The organism is Cellulomonas sp. CW35, assembly GCF_052378485.1.
GTDB classification, from domain to species: domain Bacteria; phylum Actinomycetota; class Actinomycetes; order Actinomycetales; family Cellulomonadaceae; genus Cellulomonas; species Cellulomonas uda.
The window spans coordinates 3,403,481-3,417,702 of sequence record NZ_CP199000.1 but is presented as its reverse complement, the minus strand read 5'-3'; the positions used below and the strand labels follow the sequence as shown (position 1 = coordinate 3,417,702).

The 14,222-nt window shown below is 75.8% G+C and carries 15 protein-coding genes and 1 riboswitch; of the genes, 12 read left to right on the top strand and 3 right to left on the bottom strand.

The genetic code is table 11. The features are described 5' to 3' along the window. The first annotated feature begins 227 nt into the window (after window positions 1-227). From ACT17Q_RS15580 to ACT17Q_RS15540, 9 genes are all read left to right on the top strand, one after another. On the top strand, window positions 228-746 hold the full coding sequence (locus ACT17Q_RS15580; protein WP_444663579.1) for a low molecular weight protein-tyrosine-phosphatase: 519 nt from the start codon (window positions 228-230) through the stop codon (window positions 744-746). A 42-nt stretch (window positions 747-788) separates the two neighbouring features. Next, window positions 789-1,955 (top strand): aminotransferase class I/II-fold pyridoxal phosphate-dependent enzyme, encoded by a 1,167-nt coding sequence (locus ACT17Q_RS15575; RefSeq protein ID WP_268533980.1) that lies wholly within the window; start codon window positions 789-791, stop codon window positions 1,953-1,955. Window positions 1,956-2,049: 94 nt separating this feature from the next. Further along, window positions 2,050-2,442 carry a TFIIB-type zinc ribbon-containing protein gene (locus tag ACT17Q_RS15570; protein WP_444663577.1) on the top strand — a complete coding sequence of 131 codons (393 nt, stop codon included), beginning with the start codon at window positions 2,050-2,052 and terminating at the stop codon, window positions 2,440-2,442. Window positions 2,443-2,536: 94 nt separating this feature from the next. Beyond that, on the top strand, window positions 2,537-3,694 hold the full coding sequence (locus ACT17Q_RS15565; RefSeq protein WP_444663575.1) for a ThiF family adenylyltransferase: 1,158 nt from the start codon (window positions 2,537-2,539) through the stop codon (window positions 3,692-3,694). A 44-nt stretch (window positions 3,695-3,738) separates the two neighbouring features. Next, window positions 3,739-5,046, top strand: coding sequence for a molybdopterin molybdotransferase MoeA (locus ACT17Q_RS15560; protein ID WP_444663573.1), 1,308 nt, complete (start codon window positions 3,739-3,741; stop codon window positions 5,044-5,046). Further along, window positions 5,043-5,549, top strand: a complete 507-nt coding sequence (moaC, locus tag ACT17Q_RS15555) for a cyclic pyranopterin monophosphate synthase MoaC (RefSeq protein WP_268533973.1) — start codon at window positions 5,043-5,045, stop codon at window positions 5,547-5,549. The genes ACT17Q_RS15560 and moaC overlap by 4 nt, the downstream gene beginning before the upstream one ends. Before the next feature lie 86 nt (window positions 5,550-5,635). After that, window positions 5,636-6,415: a molybdenum cofactor guanylyltransferase gene (gene mobA / locus ACT17Q_RS15550; RefSeq protein ID WP_444663571.1), complete on the top strand. Its 780-nt coding sequence runs from the start codon at window positions 5,636-5,638 to the stop codon at window positions 6,413-6,415. Continuing rightward, complete coding sequence (locus ACT17Q_RS15545; RefSeq protein ID WP_141319703.1) at window positions 6,412-6,675, top strand: DUF6457 domain-containing protein; 264 nt, start codon at window positions 6,412-6,414, stop codon at window positions 6,673-6,675. Before mobA ends, ACT17Q_RS15545 begins: the two co-directional genes overlap by 4 nt. Then, entirely contained in the window at window positions 6,672-6,905 is a 234-nt protein-coding gene (locus ACT17Q_RS15540) for a MoaD/ThiS family protein (protein ID WP_094182417.1), read from the top strand. Before ACT17Q_RS15545 ends, ACT17Q_RS15540 begins: the two co-directional genes overlap by 4 nt. Before the next feature lie 28 nt (window positions 6,906-6,933). Here ACT17Q_RS15540 and moaA read toward each other — a convergent pair whose 3' ends face one another. Genes moaA through ACT17Q_RS15525 form a run of 3 tightly spaced genes read right to left on the bottom strand, consistent with a single transcriptional unit; the run spans window position 6,934 to window position 8,851 of the window. Further along, on the bottom strand, window positions 6,934-7,974 hold the full coding sequence (gene moaA / locus ACT17Q_RS15535) for a GTP 3',8-cyclase MoaA (protein WP_268533969.1): 1,041 nt from the start codon (window positions 7,972-7,974) through the stop codon (window positions 6,934-6,936). After that, window positions 7,971-8,384, bottom strand: coding sequence for a molybdopterin synthase catalytic subunit (locus tag ACT17Q_RS15530; RefSeq protein ID WP_268533968.1), 414 nt, complete (start codon window positions 8,382-8,384; stop codon window positions 7,971-7,973). Before ACT17Q_RS15530 ends, moaA begins: the two co-directional genes overlap by 4 nt. Beyond that, window positions 8,381-8,851, bottom strand: a complete 471-nt coding sequence (locus ACT17Q_RS15525; protein ID WP_444665408.1) for a MogA/MoaB family molybdenum cofactor biosynthesis protein — start codon at window positions 8,849-8,851, stop codon at window positions 8,381-8,383. Before ACT17Q_RS15525 ends, ACT17Q_RS15530 begins: the two co-directional genes overlap by 4 nt. Window positions 8,852-9,076: 225 nt before the next feature. Beyond that, window positions 9,077-9,165, top strand: a riboswitch (glycine riboswitch). Between the two features lie 183 nt (window positions 9,166-9,348). On the opposite strand from ACT17Q_RS15525, the gene gcvP reads away from it, so the two are divergent. From gcvP to gcvH, 3 genes are read left to right on the top strand one after another with little or no spacing between them, the layout of a single operon-like run. After that, window positions 9,349-12,333, top strand: coding sequence for an aminomethyl-transferring glycine dehydrogenase (gcvP, locus tag ACT17Q_RS15520; protein ID WP_444663568.1), 2,985 nt, complete (start codon window positions 9,349-9,351; stop codon window positions 12,331-12,333). A 40-nt stretch (window positions 12,334-12,373) separates the two neighbouring features. Beyond that, the gene (gene gcvT / locus ACT17Q_RS15515; protein WP_444663566.1) at window positions 12,374-13,528 is read left to right on the top strand and encodes a glycine cleavage system aminomethyltransferase GcvT; all 1,155 of its coding nucleotides are present in this window, start codon (window positions 12,374-12,376) and stop codon (window positions 13,526-13,528) included. A gap of 34 nt (window positions 13,529-13,562) precedes the next feature. Continuing rightward, window positions 13,563-13,934 carry a glycine cleavage system protein GcvH gene (gcvH, locus tag ACT17Q_RS15510; protein ID WP_444663564.1) on the top strand — a complete coding sequence of 124 codons (372 nt, stop codon included), beginning with the start codon at window positions 13,563-13,565 and terminating at the stop codon, window positions 13,932-13,934. Window positions 13,935-14,222: the final 288 nt, after the last annotated feature.

The window sequence follows — 14,222 nt, the reverse complement described above, 5'->3', positions numbered from 1 at the left end:
AGGGCGCCGTCGCCCGGGAGCTGCCCGCACAAGGAAGCGGCGGTGAGGGTGGGTCACCGTGGTACGGCACCGGCGGGTGGCGGCTCCACGTCGAGGCGCCCGAGGCTTCGGTATGTCCGTTGACTCGTGTCACCGGTGCTGTGTCCAGGGTGCGGGTGGGTGAACCCAAAGTCAAGCGGAGGTGAACACGCAGGCCAGCGGGCCACCCCGCTGGGGGAGGATGAGGCGTGACCTACCGCGTGATGACCGTGTGCACGGGCAACATCTGCCGCTCTCCGATGGCCGAGATCGTCCTGCGGGACCGGTTCGAGGCCGCCGGGCTGGGGGAACTCGTCGTCGTCGACTCCTCCGGGGTGTCCGACGAGGAGCACGGCAACCCCGTCGACCGCCGCGCCCGCTCCGTGCTCGCCGCGCACGGCTACCCGACCGGCGGCGGCCACCGCGCGCACCGCGTCACCGCGACCGAGCTGACGTCCCGCGACCTGCTCCTGCCCGCCACCGCGCAGCACGCCCGCGCGCTGCGCCGGCTCGCACCCGCCGAGGTGGCCGACCGCATCGTCATGCTCCGCCGGTTCGACCCCGCCGCGCCCGTCGTCGGCCCCGGCGAGCCCGAGCACGTGCTCGACATCGACGACCCCTGGTACGGCGGCATGCAGGACTTCGAGGACTGCCTCGCCCAGATCGAGGCCGCCGCCGACGGCGTCGTCGCGCACGTCCGCGCCGCGCTCTCCACCTCCGCCCCCTGACCCGGGCCGCGCGCCGAGCCTGCGGGCGGGCAGGATGAGGGCGTGAAGGTTGCAGCCCGGGCCCACGTCCCCCCGTTCGCGGTCATGGAGATCATCGCGGCGGCCAACGCGCGGCGCGCCGCGGGCGAGCACGTGCTCAACCTGTGCGCGGGCGAACCGGCCACCGGCGCGTCCGACGTGGTGCGGCGGCGTGCCGTGGAGCTGCTGACCACCGGCGACCTGGGCTACACCGAGGCGCTCGGTGCCCCCGGGCTGCGCGCCGCGATCGCCGCGCACTACGCCCGCTGGTACGGCGTGGACCTCGACCCCGCCCGGATCGCCGTGACCACGGGCTCGTCGGGCGGGTTCATGCTCACGTTCCTCGCCGCGTTCGACGTGGGCGATCGCGTCGCGCTCGCGCGCCCCGGCTACCCCGCGTACACCAACATCCTCGCGGCGCTCGGGTGCGAGGTCGTCGAGCTCGCCGCCGGCCCGGCCACCCGGTTCCAGCCGACGGTCGCGATGCTCGAGGAGGCGCACGCGCAGCGTCCGCTCGACGGGCTCGTCGTCGCGTCGCCCGCCAACCCGACGGGGACGATGATCGACGCCGCCGAGCTCGAGGCCCTGGCCGGATGGTGCGGCGCGCACGGCGTGCGGCTCGTGAGCGACGAGATCTACCACGGCATCACGTACACCGACGCGGAGGTCGCGACCGCCGCGCGCTACCTGGACGCGGGCGCGGTCGTCGTCAACTCGTTCTCCAAGTACTGGGCGATGACGGGCTGGCGGCTCGGCTGGCTCGTCCTGCCCGACGACCTGGTCTCGCCCGTGGACGCGCTCGCCGGGAACGTCGCGCTGTGCCCGCCCGCGCTCGCGCAGCACGCGGGCGTCGCCGCGTTCTCGCCCGAGGGCATGGCCGCCGCACGCGAGAACGTCGAGCGGTACGCGGGCTCGCGCGCGCTCCTGCTCGAGCGGCTGCCCGAGCTCGGCTGGACGCACGTGGCGCCCGCGGACGGCGCGTTCTACCTGTACGGCGACGTGTCCGCCGCGGGCCTCGACTCCGTGACGTGGTGCGCGCAGCTGCTCGACGAGGCCGGCGTCGCGCTCACGCCCGGCACGGACTTCGACCCCGTCGACGGCTCGCGGTACGTGCGGCTGTCGTTCGCGTCGTCGCCCGACGTGGTGCGCGAGGCGGTCGACCGCATCGTGGCCTGGCAGCGCACGCTCTGAGCCTGGCCGACGACGGGTCCGGACGATCCGGGCACCAGCGGGGCCGTCTGCTCGTTGGGGTGAGGTCAGGCCCCCGAACCCGCAGGAGCGTGCCATGAAGTGCCCCGTCGACCAGGCCGAGCTCGTGATGTCCGAGCGGCAGGGCGTCGAGATCGACTACTGCCCGACGTGCCGCGGGATCTGGCTGGACCGCGGCGAGCTCGACAAGATCCTCGACCGGGCGGCGGCGCTCCCCGCTCCGGGCGCGGCGGCACCGGCCACGCCGCCCGGAGCACCGGTGTACGGCACGCCGCCGCAGGACGCCCGCGCGCCCAGGTACGACGAACCCAGGTACGACGCGCCCAGGTATGGCGAGCCCAGGTACGACGAGTCCCGCGACGACCGGTCCCGCTACGGCTCGTCGTACGACCCGCGCTACGGCGACCCCCGCTACCGGCGCAAGAAGAAGCGCGACTCCTGGCTGGGTGACCTGCTCGACTTCGACTGACCGGGCCCGTCGGGTGCGGGACGTCGCGCCGCGCGCGATTTTCCCCACCCGATCGGCTGGGCGTCGGGCGGGTGCCGCGACGTAGGTTGGGCGCGTGCGCATTCCCGCGGTCGTGGAGCCTGTCGTCGAGCTCGACGACGAGCAGCGGGTGCGCAGCGCCCGGCACCTGCTGCTGCCGGGCATCGGCCTGACCGGCCAGCGCCGGCTGCGGTCCGCGCGCGTGTGCGTGCTGGGCGCGGGCGGGCTGGGCGCCCCGGTGCTGCAGTACCTCGCGGCCGCGGGCGTGGGCACGATCGGCGTCGTCGACGACGACGAGGTCGACCTCAGCAACCTGCAGCGGCAGGTGGTCCACGGCTCGTCGGACGTCGGGCGGCGCAAGGTCGACTCGGCGGCCGACGCGGTCGCGGCGATCGACCCGGGCGTCGTCGTCGTCCGGCACGACGTGCGGCTCACCCGCGAGAACGCCGCCGACGTGCTCGCGGGCTATGACGTGCTGGTCGACGGCACCGACAACTTCCCGACCCGCTACCTGGTGTCCGACACCGCCGCCGCCCTCGGTGTGCCCGTGGTGTGGGGCTCGGTGCTGCGGTTCGACGCGCAGGTGAGCGTGTTCTGGTCCGCGCCGCCGAGCGGTGCGGGCGTCACGCTGCGTGACCTGTTCCCGCGCGAGCCGCGGCCCGACGAGGTGCCCTCGTGCGCCGAGGCGGGCGTGCTCGGTGCGCTGTGCGGGCAGGTGGGGTCGCTCATGGCGACCGAGGTCGTCAAGCTCGTGTGCGGCGTGGGGGAGCCGCTGCTGGGGCGCGTGCTCGTGGTCGACGCGCTGCGCGCGCGCTGGTCGCAGGTCCCGGTCGTCCCGCGCGCGGCCGCATCCGCGCCGCCCCCCGAGGCCCTCGTCGCCGGACCGGCCGACGACGTGCCGACCGACGACGTGCCGACCGACGACGTGGCGGCCGTCAGCGTCGACGCCCTGGCGGAGCGGCTCGACGACCCGGCCGACCCGGTCGTCGTCGTCGACGTGCGCGAGGCGTACGAGGTCGAGGCCACGCCGTTCCCGGGCGCGGTGCACGTGCCGCTCGCACGCGTGCTCGACGGGTCCGCGCTGCGCGCGTGGGAGCACGGCCGCGACGTCGTCGTCGTGTGCCACGCCGGCGCGCGCTCGCACGCCGCGGCGCAGGTGCTGCGCGCGGCGGGCGTGCAGGCCGCGAACCTCACCGGTGGCGTCGTCGCCTGGCGGGCACGCACACCGTCCTGACCTGCGCGGTGGCAGGATCGGGCGACGACGAGGGGAGGGGCAGCGTGCGAGGTCTCGACGAGCACCGGGCGGCGGCGCTCGCGCTCGCGGCACCGCTGCCGCCCGTGCTGGTCCCGCTGCTGGAGGCCGTGGGGCAGGTGCTCGCGCAGGACGTGACGACCGACGGCCCCCTGCCGCGCTGGGACAACTCCGCGATGGACGGGTACGCGGTGCGCGCGGCGGACGTCGCGGCGGCCACCCCCGACGGCCCGGTGGTGCTGCGGGTGGTGGGTGACGTCGCGGCCGGGTCCGACGACGCGCCCGTGGTCGCCCCGGGCACCGCGGTGCGGATCATGACGGGCGCGCCGGTCCCGCCCGGCGCGGACGCCGTCGTGCCCGTCGAGCTCACCTCTCCCCGCACCGGTGGTCAGGACGCCGGAGACCACGCGTGGGCGACGAGCGGCGGCGACGTCGAGGTGCGCGCGGCCGTGACCTCGGGGCAGCACGTGCGCGGCACCGGCGAGGACGCCGCCGCGGGCGAGGTCGTGCTGCGGGCGGGCGACCTCGTCGGCCCGGCGCACGTCGCGGCCGCGGCATCGGTCGGCCGCGCGACCCTCGTCGTGCACCGCCGGCCCCGGATCGCGGTGGTGTCCACCGGTGACGAGCTCGTCGCGCCCGGGACGGCGCTGCGGCGCGGGCAGATCCCGGACTCGAACTCGTGGCTGCTCGCCGCCGCGGTGCAGGCTGCGGGCGCCGACGCGCTGCGCCTCGGCCCGGTGAGGGACGACCCGGGCGCGCTGCGCCGCCTGCTGCACGAGCTCGACGGGGGCGACCACGGCACGGTCGACGGCATCGTGACCTCGGGCGGGGTCAGCGCGGGCGCGTTCGACGTGGTCAAGGCCGCGCTGGCCGACGAGCCCGGGGTCGAGCTCGTGCCCGTGGCCGTGCAGCCGGGCAAGCCGCAGGGGCTCGGCCGGCTGCCGTCCGGGACGCCCGTGTGGACGTTGCCGGGCAACCCGGTGAGCGCGTTCGCGTCGTTCGAGATGTTCGTGCGGCCCGCGGTGCGCCGGATGCTCGGCGCGCACCCCGAGCGGCCGCGCGTCGCCGCCGTGGCCGACGAGGGCTGGCGCACCCCGCCGGGCCGCGCCCAGCTCATGCCCGTGCGCCGCGTGCCCGCTGCCGGCTCCGGCTCCGCGTCCGGCTCCGAGCCCAGCACGGAGCCCGGCCCTGCTGTCCGCGTGCGGCGCGCCACCGCGCGCGGGTCCGGCTCGCACCTCGTCGCGCGGCTCGCCGTCGCCGAGGGGCTCGCCGTCATCCCCGCCGACGTGGACGAGGTCCGCGCCGGCGACACCCTGGAGGTCTTCTGGACATGACCGGTCCCAGCCAGCATCCCGCCCAGCATCCCGCCCAGCCGCTCACGCACCTCGACGCGCGCGGGCAGGCCCGCATGGTCGACGTGACCGCGAAGCAGCCCACGGTCCGCTCCGCCACGGCCACGGGCCTGGTCGCGTGCCCGCCGGCCGTGGTCGCGGCGCTGCGGGACGACTCGGTGCCCAAGGGCGACGTGCTCGCGGTCGCGCGGATCGCCGGCATCGCCGCGGCCAAGCGCACACCCGAGCTGCTGCCGCTCGCGCACGTCATCGGGGTGCACGGGGCCGTGGTGGACCTCGTGGTCGACGACGACGGCGTGCGGATCACGGCGAGCGTGCGCACCGCGGACCGCACGGGTGTCGAGATGGAGGCGCTCACCGCCGTGTCCGTGGCGGCGCTCGCGGTGGTCGACATGGTCAAGGGGCTCGACAAGTCCGTGCACATCGAGCACGTGCGGCTCGAGGCGAAGACGGGTGGCAAGTCGGGTGACTGGCACCGCACGTGACGAGCCCGCACGTGACCGACCCGCACGTGACTGACCCGCATGTGACCGGCCCACGCGTGACTGACCCGCACGCGACCGACCCGCACGTGACTGACGCCGCGGTTCTCGGCGCGCCCGAGGAGCGCGGGCTGCCGTTCGACGCCCTCGTGCTCGCGGGCGGTGCCGCGCGGCGGTTGGGCGGCCAGCGGCCCGGGGACGTGAAGCCGGGGCTCGTCGTCGGGGGGCTGGCCCTGGTGGACCACGCGCTCGCGGCGGTCGCGGACGCGCGGCGGCGGGTGCTGGTCGCGCCCCCGCAGCTCGCGCGCCCGGGTGTCCCGACGACCCTCGAGGACCCGCCGCTGGGTGGTCCCGTCGCGGGTCTGGCCGCGGGGCTGACGCTGCTCGCGACGCTGCGCGGGCACCCGGCCGAGGTCGTCGTCGTGCTCGCGTGCGACGTCCCGCGCGCCGGCGAGGTGGTGGCCGCGCTCGTCGCGGCCGCCGCACGGGCCGGTGTCGACGGCGCCCGGCTGGTGGACGACGAGGGCGCGCCCCAGCACCTCGTCGCGGCGTACCGGCGGGCGGCGCTCGACGCAGCGGTCGTCGCGCTGGGGGCGGGGGTGCGCGGGGCGTCCGTGCGGCGGCTCGTCGGCGGTCTCACGCTCGTCGACGTGCCGGACCCCGGCGGTGTCGGGGCGGACGCGGACACGTGGCCGTCCGTCCGCGCCCTGTCCGCCGCGCTCACGCGCGCCCCCCGCACGCAGGCCCCGCGCACCGGGGACGCCCCCGCACGTCCCGGGGATGGGACGATCGAGGCGGAGCACGTCGCCGACCACCCGGCCGACGACCCCAGCGACCATCCAGCCGACCAGGGACGGAGCCCGTCATGACCGATCCTCGCCGCGCCCCCGGTGCCGACCTGCCGCAGTGGGTCGAGCACCTCACGACCCGCCTGGGGGTGGATCCCGCGCTCGTCGACGTGGACCGTCTGCTCGAGCTGTCGAGCGGGGTCGCGCACTCGGTGGCGCGTCCGGCCGTCCCGGTGTCGATGTTCGTCGCGGGCCTCGCCGCCGCGGGCCGCTCGCCCGACGAGATCGCGGCCCTGCTCGCCGACGTCGACTCGGCCGCCGCGGCGTGGGGTGCGCCGTGATCACGGTCCGCTACTTCGCGGCCGCCGCCGAGGCCGCGGGTGTCGACTCGGAGCAGGTCCCGGCCGGCTCGGGCGCGGCGGTGCGCGCGGACCTGCTGACCCGCCACCCGGCGCTCGCGCCGGTCCTCGACCGGTGCGCGCTGCTCGCCGACGGTCGCCGCCTGGAGGCGTCCGACGAGGTGGCCGGGGGAGCCACGCTCGACGTCCTGCCCCCGTTCGCGGGCGGCTGACCCGCCCGCGTCGCGGCGCCCGGGGCGGTCAGCCGCCGATCGCGCTCATGGGCCGGCGCGGCTGCAGGAACGTCGGGTCGTCGATGTCGTGCCCGGCCTTCTTGCCGGCCAGGCACGCGTGGAACGCCGCGGCGAGGCCCTCGTCGACCGCCTCCGCGGGCTCGTCGGACCGCAGGACCTCGCGCGTGTCGACCTCGGCCTGCGAGAACAGGCACGCGCGCAGCTGGCCGTCCGCGGTGAGGCGCAGCCGGTCGCACGCGCCGCAGAACGGCGCGGTGACGGACGCGATGACGCCAACCGTGGCCGGCCCGCCGTCGACGGTCCACAGCTCGGCGGGTGCGGCCCCGCGGCCGGGCACCTCGTCGAGCCGGAACGCGCCGCGCAGCCGCTCGAGGATCTCGGCCTGCGTGACCATGACGTGCCGGTCCCACGTGTGCCCGCCGTCGAGCGGCATCTGCTCGATGAACCGCATCTGGTAGCCGCGCTCCACGGCGAACCGGGTGAGCGCGACCACCTCGTCGTCGTTGACGCCGCGCATCGCGACCGCGTTGATCTTGACGGGGTGCAGCCCGGCGGCGTCGGCCGCCGCGATGCCCGCGAGCGTCTCGACGAGCTTGTCGCGGCGCGTGAGCTCGAGGAACCGCGCGCGGTCGAGCGTGTCGAGGCTGACGTTGACGCGGCGCAGGCCCGCGTCGCGCAGGGGAGCGGCCAGCGCGGGCAGGCGCAGCGCGTTGGTGGTGAGCGACACCTCGACCGGCGCGCCGTCGGGCGTGGTCATCGCGGCGAGCCGGCGCACGACGTCGACCACGTCGACCCGCAGCAGCGGCTCACCGCCGGTCAGCCGGATCTCGCGGATCCCGAGCGCCACGCCCACGCGCGCGACGCGCACGATCTCGTCGGTCGAGAGCATCGTCGAGCGAGCGAGCCACGGGACGCCCTCGGCGGGCATGCAGTACGTGCAGCGCAGCGAGCAGCGGTCGGTCAGCGAGATGCGCAGGTCGTGGTGCGCGCGGCCGAACCGGTCGACGAGCTGCCCGCGCGTCGTCGTCGCGCCGGACCCGCCGGTCACAGCCCGACCCAATGGTGCGTGCCGTTCGCGAGCAGCTCGCGCTTCCACACCGGCAGCTCGGCCTTGACGGTCTCGACGAGCCGGCGGCACGCGTCGAACGCCTCGGCCCGGTGCGCCGCGGCGACGGCGACGACGATCGCCGCCTCGCCCACGCGCAGGTGCCCGACCCGGTGGCTGACCGCGACGCCGAGCACGTCGTCGTCCGCCGCGACGTCGTCGGCGATCCGGCGCAGCACGGCCTCGGCGTCCGGGTGCGCGCTGTACTCGAGCCCGACGACCTCGCCGGTCACCGACGGGTCGTGGTCGCGGACCAGCCCGACGAACGTCGCGACCGCCCCCGCGCGCGGGCTCTGCACATGTTCCACGTGAAACAGCAGGTCAAGAGGCTCGTCGCAGATCCGCGTGATCATGCGTGATCACCCCCGCCCACCTGGCTCAGCAGGTGGGGCAGGAGCGGTGCGAGCACCGCGAGCCCCTCGCGCACGCCGCCCGGGGAGCCGGGCAGGTTGACCACGACGACGCCCGCGTCCGTCACGCCCGCGAGCCCCCGGCCGAGCACCGCGGTGGGGACGTCCGACGAGCGCCGCAGCAGCTCCGGGATGCCGGGCAGCTCCTTGGCGAGCAGCGGGCGCGTGCCCTCGGGCGTCTCGTCACGCGGCCCGACGCCCGTGCCGCCCGACGTCACGACGACGCGTGCGCCGCGCGCCATCGCGTCCTCGACCGCGCCGCGCACCGACGCCGCACCGTCCGGCACGACGACCGCGTCCGGTACCGCGAACCCCGCGTCGCGCAGCGCGGCGACGGCCGCGGGGCCGGAGCGGTCCTCGCGCGCGCCCGCCGCGCTCCGGTCCGAGACCACGACCACCGCGGCCCGCACGGGAGCCGTCGCAGCGGGGGCGGACGCATCGGCGCTCGTCGTGCTCGGCCCCTGCGGGTGCTGGCTCACCGCGCCAGGCTAACCACGACTCCTCCGCAATTGCCCACCGTCTCGCCGTGGAAACCCCCGCCTATGATCCCGGTGCCGCCGACGGTGGGGGAGACGGTGGGGGAGACGGTGGGGGAGCCGGTAGCCTGGGGCGGTAGGTCAACTGAACATGCTGCTCGAACCGAGGCGGGAGAGTCCCGCGCAGCGGGCGCCGAAGGAGCAACCCTCCCCGGGAATCTCTCAGGCCCCTGTACCGCCACGGCGAGGCAACTCTGGAAAGCGGCCGTCCCACCACGGGACGGCCCACCGACGGTGCAAGCCGGCGCGCCCCGGGCTGGGACCAGCCATGGCGGACCGGCAAAACTCTCAGGTCGTCGTACGCGGCGGATGACAGAGCGGGGAGCCCACCGCCCGTCCCGGCCGACGCCGGGCGACCCCCGGAGCAGCCCGTGTCGAAGACCACGCCCCACTCGGCCCCCACCGGCCCGGCCCCCGCCGCGCTCGACTTCTCCGACCGTCACGTCGGCCCCCGCCGCGGCGCGGAGACGGACGCGATGCTCGCGGTCGTCGGCTACGAGCGGCTCGAGGACCTGATCGACGCGGCGGTGCCCGCGTCGATCCGCACGGGTCGTCCGCTCGCGCTGCCCGAGGCGCAGGGCGAGGCCGAGGTGCAGGCGGCACTGCGCGAGATCGCGGGCAAGAACCAGGTGCTGCGCCCGATGATCGGCCAGGGCTACTACGGCACGACGACGCCGCCGGTGATCCGCCGCAACGTGCTCGAGTCGCCGGGCTGGTACACCGCGTACACGCCGTACCAGCCCGAGATCAGCCAGGGCCGCCTGGAGGCGCTGCTGAACTTCCAGACGATGGTCGAGGACCTCACCGGGCTGCCCGTGGCGAACGCCAGCCTGCTCGACGAGGCCACCGCGGTCGCGGAGGCAGTCGCGCTGATGTGGCGCGCGCAGCGCGGCAAGGCGGGCACGGTCGTGCTCGACGACCAGCTGTTCGGGCAGTCGCTCGCGGTGACGGTCGGCCGCGCGGAGGCGATCGGCCTGCCCGTGGTGGTGGCCGACCTGTCGCAGGGGCTGCCGCAGGTCGAGGGTGACCTCATCGGGCTCGTCGTGCAGCAGGTCGCGGCGTCCGGCGAGGTCCGCGACCTGCGGGACGTGATCGCGGCGACGAAGGAGCGCGGCGGCCTGGTGACGGTCGCGGCGGACCTGCTCGCGCTCACGCTGCTCACCTCGCCGGGGACGCTCGGCGCGGACGTCGCGGTCGGCTCGGCGCAGCGGTTCGGCGTCCCGCTGTTCGGCGGCGGCCCGCACGCCGCGTTCATGGCGGTGCGCTCGGGCCTCGAGCGGATGCTGCCCGGCCGGCTCGTCGGGGTGTCGGTCGACGCGGACGGCGCGCCCGCGTACCGCCTCGCGCTGCAGACGCGTGAGCAGCACATCCGCCGTGAGAAGGCGACGAGCAACATCTGCACCGCGCAGGCGCTGCTCGCGATCGTCGCGTCGATGTACGCGGTCCACCACGGCCCCGACGGCCTGCGCACCATCGCGTCCCGCGCGCACGGCCACGCGGCGACGCTCGCCGCGCGCCTGCGCGACCTGGGCGTCGAGGTCGAGCACGAGGTCGTCTTCGACACGGTGCGCACGGTCGTCCCGGGCCGTGCGGCGGACGTCGTCGCCGCCGGCGTGCGCCAGGGCGTCAACCTGTGGGCGCCGGACGCGGACCACGTGCAGGCGAGCGTCGACGAGACCACCGACGACGACGACGTGCTGGCCGTGGTCCTGGCGTTCGTCGCCGCCGGGGTGACGGACGCGCCGTCCGGCACCCACGACGAGCAGTGGACGTCGCCCAGCGGGTCGTTCACGGTCCGCGGCGAGGCGTTCGCGTACGGCCCGATGGCCGCCCCGACGGCCCTCCCGGACTGGGCCGTGCGCACCGACGAGTACCTCACGCACCCGGTGTTCCACCTGTACCGCTCCGAGACGGCGATGCTGCGCTACCTGCGTCGCCTCTCGGACCAGGACCTCGCGCTGGACCGCACGATGATCCCGCTGGGCTCGTGCACCATGAAGCTCAACGCGACCGCCGAGATGGAGCCCATCTCCTGGCCGCAGTTCGCGGACGTGCACCCCTACGCGCCGGCGGACCAGACGCAGGGCTACGCCGAGCTCGTCACGCAGCTGCAGGACTGGCTCGCGGAGATCACCGGGTACGCGGCGGTGTCGGTGCAGCCGAACGGCGGGTCGCAGGGCGAGTTCGCCGGGCTGCTCGCGATCAAGGCGTACCACCGTGACCGCGGTGAGGCGCAGCGCGACGTCTGCCTCATCCCGGCGTCCGCGCACGGCACGAACGCGGCGTCGGCGGCGCTCGCGGGCCTGCGCGTGGTCGTCGTCGCGACGGCCGAGGACGGCGAGATCCTGCTCGACGACCTGCGCGCGAAGCTCGAGGAGCACGGCCCGCGGGTCGCGGCGATCATGATCACGTACCCGTCCACGCACGGCGTGTACGAGGAGCACGTGCGCCAGGTGTGCGACCTCGTGCACGACGCGGGCGGCCAGGTCTACATCGACGGCGCCAACCTCAACGCGCTCGTCGGCCTGGCCCGCCCGGGCGAGATGGGTGGCGACGTGAGCCACCTCAACCTGCACAAGACGTTCTGCATCCCGCACGGCGGCGGCGGCCCGGGCGTGGGTCCCGTCGCGGTCGCGGCGCACCTCGCGCCGTACCTGCCGGGCGACCCGACGACGAGCCCGCGCACGCCCGACGCGGCGGCGCACGCGTCGCACGTGCCGGCCGTCTCCGCGGCGCCGTGGGGCTCGGCGGGCATCCTGCCCATCTCGTGGGCGTACGTCGCGCTCATGGGTCCCGACGGGCTGCGCCGCGCGACCGAGGTCGCGGTGCTCGCCGCGAACTACCTCGCGACGCGCCTGCGTGAGCACTTCCCGGTGCTCTACACGGGCCCGAACGGGCTGGTCGCGCACGAGTGCATCCTCGACCTGCGGGAGATCACCAGGCGCACGGGCGTGACCGCGGAGGACGTCGCGAAGCGGCTCATGGACTACGGGTTCCACGCGCCGACGCTCGCGTTCCCCGTGCCGGGCACGCTCATGGTCGAGCCGACCGAGAGCGAGGACCTGGGCGAGCTCGACCGGTTCGTCGACGCGATGGTCGCGATCCGCGCCGAGATCGACGAGGTCGCCGCCGGCACGTGGCCGCTCGAGGACTCGCCGCTGCGGCACGCGCCGCACACCGCGCAGTCCGTGAGCGCCGACGAGTGGACGCACGCGTACTCCCGTGAGCGCGCCGCGTTCCCGCTGGCGAGCCTGCGCCGCGGCAAGTACTGGCCGCCCGTGCGCCGCATCGACGGCGCGCGCGGGGACCGCAACCTGGTCTGCTCGTGCCCGCCCGTCGAGGCGTTCGCCGAGTGAGCCACCCGACCACCTCACCCGCACGACGAGAGGACCGAGCATGAGCGACCAGGCGCGGCCGTCCCCGCTGCACGACGAGCACGTCGCGCTGGGTGCGGCGCTCACCGACTTCGCCGGGTGGCAGATGCCGCTGCGGTACGGCTCGGACGTCGCCGAGCACACCGCGGTGCGCACCGCCGCGGGCCTGTTCGACCTGTCGCACATGGGCGAGCTGGAGGTCGAGGGTCCGGGTGCGGGCGACGCGCTCGACCGCGCGCTCGTCGGGAACCTCACGGCGCTCGAGCCGGGCCGCGCGCGCTACACGATGATCTGCCAGGCCGACGGGGGCGTCCTCGACGACCTCGTCGTGTACCGGCACCCGGACGACGAGCGCGGCCGCCGCTACCTCGTCGTCGCGAACGCGTCGAACGTGGACGTCGTGCGCGACGCGCTCGCCGAGCGGTTCGCGGGGCGCGACGACGTGACCCTCACGGACCGGTCCGAGCAGACCGCGCTCGTCGCGGTGCAGGGGCCCCGGGCGCAGGAGATCGTCGTCCGCCTCGTCGCGGACCCCGCCGAGGCGGACGCGGTGGCCGCGCTGCGGTACTACGCGTCGGTGCCCGCGCGCGTCGCGGGGCTCGACGCGCTCGTCGCACGGACCGGGTACACGGGCGAGGACGGCTTCGAGCTGTTCGTCCCCGCCGGCGACGCGCCGACGCTGTGGCGCGCGCTGCTCGACGCGGGCTCGCCGCTGGGCCTCGTGCCCGCCGGCCTGTCCGCACGCGACTCGCTGCGCCTCGAGGCGGGCATGCCCCTGTACGGCAACGAGCTCGACACCACGACCACGCCGCACGACGCGGGCCTGGGCCGCGTGGTCAAGCTCGACAAGGTCGACGCCGCGGGCGAGCCGCTGCCCTTCGTCGGGCGTGAGGCGCTCGAGTCCCGCGCGCACGCCGTCCCGGCCCGCACGCTCGTCGGGCTGCAGGGACTGTCGCGCCGCGCGGCCCGGCACGGCTACCCGGTGGTCACGGCGACCGGCGCGGTCGTCGGGACCGTGACGTCGGGCGCCCCGTCGCCCACGCTCGGCCACCCCGTCGCGATGGCGTACGTGACGCCCGAGGTGTCCGCCGAGGGCACGGAGCTCGCGGTCGACGTCCGCGGCCGGCACGAGCCGGTGCGCGTCGTGCCTCTTCCCTTCTACCGTCGTCCCCGGTAGACCTCACCTAGCGACACCAGAGCGGAGCACCCTCATGACCGACCTGCCCGGCGACCTCAAGTACACCCTCGAGCACGAGTGGCTCACCGACGGCGCACCCGCGACCGTCGGCATCACGTCCGTGGCGGCCGAGGCGCTCGGCGACATCGTCTACCTCGAGCTCCCGGCGGTCGGCGAGTCGATCGCCGCCGGCACCGTGATCGGCGAGATCGAGTCGACGAAGTCCGTGTCCGAGCTGTTCTCGCCCGTGACCGGCACGGTCGTCGAGGTGAACACCGCCGCCGTGGACGACCCGTCCGTCGTCAACTCCGACCCGTTCGGCGCGGGCTGGCTGATCAAGGTCGACGTCGCCGAGGCCGGTCCGCTGCTCACCGCGCAGGAGTACGCCGCGCACGCGGCGGGTTGATCGGGCCGCCGGTCGGGAGGACCCTCCGGCGGGTGTTCACAGGTCGTCCGGGGCGCGCAGCCGTCGAAGCGGTTGCGCCCCGGCGGCGCGAGGGCCGAACGGGTGAAAGCCGAGCGGCCCACGGGGACCGGGTGTATCAGGCCGACGGTTCCGCGTTCATTGTGGGCACAGCAGGACGACCGTGGGGTGCGGAACACGGTGAGAAGAAGTCGGGCGAAACGGCGTCATAGTCGTGCGTCTGCACGCTCTCATCCTCCGAACGCCCCGCGGCACCCGGTCCAGGACCGG